The 5,848-nt window shown below is 40.2% G+C and carries 4 protein-coding genes and 1 pseudogene; 2 read left to right on the top strand and 3 right to left on the bottom strand.

What is annotated here, in order from left to right:
- Positions 1–217: 217 nt before the first annotated feature.
- From HUK49_RS10165 to HUK49_RS10155, 3 genes are all read right to left on the bottom strand, one after another.
- Positions 218–1,006, bottom strand: a complete 789-nt coding sequence (locus tag HUK49_RS10165) for an acetoin reductase (RefSeq protein ID WP_191913636.1) — start codon at positions 1,004–1,006, stop codon at positions 218–220.
- A 249-nt stretch (positions 1,007–1,255) separates the two neighbouring features.
- On the bottom strand, positions 1,256–1,747 hold the full coding sequence (locus HUK49_RS10160; RefSeq protein WP_191913635.1) for a DUF805 domain-containing protein: 492 nt from the start codon (positions 1,745–1,747) through the stop codon (positions 1,256–1,258).
- Between the two features lie 203 nt (positions 1,748–1,950).
- A complete protein-coding gene (locus tag HUK49_RS10155; RefSeq protein WP_191913634.1) occupies positions 1,951–2,688 on the bottom strand; it encodes a glucose 1-dehydrogenase in 738 nt (245 codons plus the stop codon).
- A gap of 329 nt (positions 2,689–3,017) precedes the next feature.
- On the opposite strand from HUK49_RS10155, the pseudogene HUK49_RS10150 reads away from it, so the two are divergent.
- A pseudogene (locus tag HUK49_RS10150) lies at positions 3,018–4,174 on the top strand (ArgE/DapE family deacylase).
- An 8-nt stretch (positions 4,175–4,182) separates the two neighbouring features.
- Entirely contained in the window at positions 4,183–5,697 is a 1,515-nt protein-coding gene (locus HUK49_RS10145) for a YfcC family protein (RefSeq protein ID WP_191913633.1), read from the top strand.
- The last annotated feature ends 151 nt before the right edge of the window (positions 5,698–5,848 follow it).

Raw genomic sequence — 5,848 nt, 5'->3', positions numbered from 1 at the left:
TACTGGAAAATCATATCGAATGAAAGATTATCAAGAACACACAAAGACACAAAAGTAAATCGGTGAAAAACGACATTTTTAAACCGGTGAAATCCTACATTTTAAAATCGGTGTTGACAGTAGGGCACTTCACAGAGCCTCACTGACTTTTTTATGCTTTTAGGAAAAATGCTACATTGTAATATTTAAAATTCGTAGACGCATCCGTAAAACTTAATTAAATAAATTGAACTCCACCGTCGATTTGGACTGCTTGACCGGTCATGTAGTCGGACTTGGTTGAAGCAAGGTAAGATACAAAGTTGGCAACATCTGATGGGTGCTCAACACGACCAAGAGCGATTCCGTCAATGGCGGCCTTTAGGTATTGATCCTTTTCACCGCCGTTTTCTTCCACCATCTTTTCGTCGATGAAGTCCCACATATCAGTACCAACGATACCAGGGCAATATGCATTAACGGTGATGTTAAACTTAGCTAATTCTTTAGCAGCAACTTGAGTTAAGCCACGGATAGCAAACTTAGTTGAAGAGTAGGCACCGAGTTGTTCATAACCGATATGTCCAGCAATACTTGAAGCGTTGATAATCTTACGAATTTTATCGCCATCATCTTGCTTCTTAAATTGTTCGGCAGCTGCTTGAATGCCAAAGAGAACACTGTCAACATTTGTTGCATAGATCTTATGGAAGTCTTCTGCAGATTCATCAAGTAAGTTGCCAATTTGAGCAATCCCTGCATTATTAATGTAAGTATCAAGACGACCAAAGTTATCAACGGCTGTCTTAACAAGCATTTCGTGAGTACTCTTCTTGGAAACATCACCTGGCGCAGAAACAACCTTAAATCCCTTATCAGCTAATTCCTTAGTAGTTTTATCGGTTTCGTCTTTATGGTAGCCATTAATAACCATTGCATAGCCATCCTTACCGAGCTGTTCAGCAATTCCTTTACCAATGCCACGACTACTACCAGTAATAACAGCGACTTTTTGTTCTTCAACCATACTAAGATCTCCTTTTATGATTAGCAAAGTTATCTATCAACATGTTTATTATTGCACGAAGTAGTGGAAAATGGGTAGAAAACGCTTTAATTTTAATTCTTCCCTTGTGTTAGTTGAAAGCTTTTCACGACTCCCTTTTAGATGGTAATGCCGAGTGAGGGTGTCCGTCGCCTAAATCATCTTTACATGAATCAACCTTAAAACAAAACCCAAGCGCCATTTTTCTTAACGCTTGGGTTCATTCTTAAATTAATTTTCGTTCCGTAAACTAGGAATCTCTTGATCATTATCCTTGTTTGGACTCCACCAGCCTTGTTTATTAATATAGTTGCTTGGTAAGCACATGAAGACTAACACAACGATTTCTAAAGCAGCCATCAGTCCTTCGCAAAATGCGTTATCAACGTTTCCTAAAACAACTGAAAAGAGCCAAACGGCAAATAGGAACCAAACGGAAAGGCCGACATCCCGAAGCCGACGAACAGTGATTGAAATTGCGGGAAAGATATTAGCAAACCCGAAAACTCCCATGATAACTACGATGATTAGTACCATCCCCAGTCCTTGGGTTGTCCCGTTTACCAGGGAGCCAATTGATGAAACACCGGAAGCGGCTAGTAGAAGCCATAAAATAGCATAAATAATGACGTTCATTAACACTGCCCACCAGTAATCCGCCCGGGTTGAGGTGGCCTGGTATTTAAATGCGTTTTCCCAATAATATTTGTAAGCCTTTAACATAATTACATTCCTCCTAATCCTCATCTCTACTATATCATATTAGTGGGAAATCTAATTATTATAAGAGCTTTCTCAAATCTTCATTTCAAAGCATTCCAATTTCTTACAGGAAGTCACTGGATCAGAAAAAGCTGTCACCTAGGTCAAATCGATCTAAGTGGCAGCTTATTTGGTATTAATGGCTAAAAACTAAGAATTTATTTTTATTGAGCAGTGTAACCACCATCAGTAACAAATTCAGAACCGGTACTGAATGAAGAACGATCAGAGGCGAGGAATACGCACATGTTGGCAATTTCATCCGCGTCACCGAGCCGACCCATTGGGTGTAATGCTTCAAGGCTGGTCCGCATTTCTGGATAAGAATCAACCATTGGTGTATGAGCATAGCCAGGGTGAACTGAATTGATCCGAATTGGGTAGTTCTTATCACAGCAATAGAGGGCGGCTGACTTAGTAATTAAACGGACAGCACCCTTAGCGGCATTGTAGGAGAAGAGGTTAGGAATCCCGATTAATCCAGCAATTGAGCAAAGGTTAATGATTGAACCGCCATTCTTCTTCATGTGCTTAATACCATACTTTTGTCCCAGCATAACCCCGTCAAGGTCAACCGAAAGAATCTTGTGGAAGTCTTCCATTTTAACTTCTTCGGCATTATCGAAAAGAAGAATTCCGGCATTGTTTAACAGGATATTAACTGGCCCAAAAGTTTCTTCAGCTTTCTTGAATACTTCTGGCCATGAAGATTCATCAGAAACGTCTTGCTTGATGAAGATCGCCTTGTCACCAAACTGTTCGGCCTGCTTTTGACCTTCAGCATCATCAACATCAGTCATGACAACCTTTGCGCCTTCATCAATGAATGCCTTTGTGCTAGCAAGACCAAAACCTTTTGCAGCGCCAGTTACAATTGCAATTTTGCCTTCTAGTTCACCCATAAAGGACCACCCTTTCTTAAATATAATTAATTCTAGTCTATTTGTAATCGCTTACATGTTAATATTATCACTAAGTAATAGATAAAACAAACTTAATTGGCAATAAAAAATCATATTTACTGGCTTTTCGAGAGATAACTATTGCAAACCAGATTACGAAATGAAATTAGCTGTATTTATCGTATCTTTATTTTGAAATTACTAGAATAACGTATTATTATCCACTTATAACACGTTAATTTAATATCGTATGAATATCAAATATATGATATGCTATTTTTGTAAGCGGTTGCTTAATATAGATGAAATCTAACTCAGGAGGGATCATCATGGAAAAGCAGAAACAAATTGATATTCTAGCGAAGTTAATCAGTATTAAGTCAGTAAACGATAACGAGAGTGAAGTCGCTGACTATATCGAATCACTTTTTGCCCCATATCAAGATCAGGGAGTTCAGATTGAGCGGGTTCAATACGCTCCGGGACGAGATAATTTGGTAGTGACAATTGGTTCTGGTGACCGGATTTTGGGCTTTTCTGGTCATGAGGATGTGGTTTCTGCTGGGGATGAATCCGATTGGCAGACGGATCCATTCCAGGCAACGATAAAAGATGGCAATTTATATGGCCGTGGAGCTTCTGATATGAAGAGTGGGTTAGCTGCTTTAATTATCAGTATGCTGGAGATGCTCGAAGATAATTCAGTTTCCGGAAAAATTAGGTTGCTTTGTACGGTTGGTGAAGAAACAGGTGAGTATGGTGCGGCCCAGCTTACTAAAGAAGGTTATGCAGATGGGTTAGCTGGTCTAATCATTGCTGAACCAGGAAATGATATGACTGAGATCGGCTATACGTCAAAGGGAGTCATTGATTATATTGTTTTACCTCAGTAGGGAAGCAGGCCCATAGTTCTCAACCGGAAAAGGGAATCAATGCAATTGATCACCTGATTGATTTTGCAACCCAGGTAAAGCCATTAATGGCCCGGTTTGATCAGAAAAACCCAATTTTGGGTAAGCTGACCCATGTTCAATCCGTTTTCCAGGGTGGTTCACAGATTAATTCCGTTCCTGATAAGGCAATTATTAAGGGAAATATTCGAACAATCCCTGAATACCCGAATAAGGTCGTCTTTGCTGCCTTAAATGATCTGGTAGAGAAGTTGAATCAGAAGGACGGCTATGATTTAAGTATTCGTTATAGTTTTCCGGAAGAAGCGATGCTGGGAGACAAGAATGCTCCATTGATTAAGCTGATGGAAAAGGTTCATGGTGAAATATTTATGGATCGTTCTGTAAAGGCAATTGGCCAATCTGGAGCAAGTGATGGTTCAGAATTTCTTCATGGAAAAGGTGACTTTGCAATTGCAGAAATTGGACCAGGAAACAATACGCAACACCAAACTGATGAATTCGTGAACGTTGAAACTTTTTATAAGTCGGTTGATTTTTATAAACAAGTAGCTAAGGAATTCTTTGCAAAGTAGGTGAGCTTATGGAGAAAAAAGTACAGAAGAAGCACCGGTTTCATATGCCCTCGGCCTTTACAATTCTCTTCTTACTGATTGCTTTAATTGCTGTCTTGACCTGGATTATCCCGGCTGGGGAATACAAGGTTAATAGTGCGGGGAATATGATCTCCGGGACTTATCACACGGTTGCTAGTCACCCGCAAGGAATTTGGGACATCTTTATGGCACCAATTATTGGAATGATTGGTGATAAGGCAACTACTGGTGCGATTGATATTGCCCTTTTTATTCTGGTTATTGGTGGCTTCCTGGGGGTCGTTAATAAGACTGGAGCCTTGGACGACGGTATTCGTTCCATTGTGAAAAATTCTAAGGGACACGAAAAACGGCTGATTATTGTCTTGACAATTATCTTTGCGATCGGTGGTTCAACTTATGGAATGGGTGAAGAAACCCTCGCATTTTTCCCGCTGATCGTTCCAATCATGATGGGAGTCGGCTACGATTCACTCGTTGCTGCTGGAATTATTTTACTCGGAACTCGGGTTGGTGATTTAGCATCAACAGTTAACCCGTTCTCCACCGGAGTCGCTTCTGGTATCATTAAAATTTCTCCTGGATCAGGACTCGGTTTTCGGATCATCTTATTGATCATTGTGACCGCCTTAACGATTGCTTTTGTATTGCGCTATGCTGACGAGATTAAAAAGGATCCGACAAAATCATTAGTTTATTCGCAACGAAAAGCGGATATGAAGTTCTTTGAAGTTGACCAGCGGACGACCAAACCACAACCGTTAACCAAGGTTCAAAAGCATGTCCTCTGGGTCTTTGCTTTAACGTTTATCATTATGATTGTGGGGTTAGTTCCCTGGACAAGTATTAATAAGTCCTGGACATTCTTTGAAAGCTTTACTAAATGGCTCACCCAGATTCCGTTCCTTGGCGACTTCTTAGGTGCTGATATGACCGCATTGGGTAGTTGGTACTTTAACGAAATTACAATGCTATTCTTATTTATGTCAGTCGTCATTATGTTTGTTGGTCACATTAAAGAAACCGAATTTATTAATTCATTTATGAGTGGGATGAGTGACCTGCTGAATGTTGCAATTATTGTTGCGGTTGCTCGGGGAATCCAGGTTGTTATGAATAACGGTAAGATTACCGGAACAATCCTTCATTGGGGTGAAATTTCTTTAGCGGGAATGCCCAAAGCTGCTTTTATTATCTTAGCCTTTATATTCTTTATTATTCTCTCATTCCTGATCCCATCAAGCTCTGGATTAGCTGCAGCAACGATGGGGATTATGGGTTCGTTGGCTCAGTTTGCCCACGTTGACGGGAGTGTCTTGGTTACTTCTTACCAGGCCGCTACGGGATTGATCACTGCAATTACACCGACTGCTGGAATGCTGGTTGGTGCCCTCGCTCTTTCACGGATCCCAATTACGATCTATTGGAAGTGGGTTTATAAATTTATTCTTCTCCTATTCTTAGTAACTTGTGTTTACCTCGCAATCTTAACAGCACTTTAAAAGTAAAGCAGGCAAGTGATCGTCAATCAATGAAGTGCCCTACAATTGTTAGACAAGAAATCTAATGATTGTGGGGCACCTTTTCTATGGTCAAATATAAATCAGAATTGAAGGCACAGATTGTCCATGAATATCTGTCAACTTCACAAAG

This window comes from Limosilactobacillus portuensis, from assembly GCF_014838735.1.
In the GTDB taxonomy this organism is placed as follows: Bacteria; Bacillota; Bacilli; order Lactobacillales; family Lactobacillaceae; genus Limosilactobacillus; species Limosilactobacillus portuensis.
This window is presented reverse-complemented; position numbering and strand designations above follow the sequence as displayed.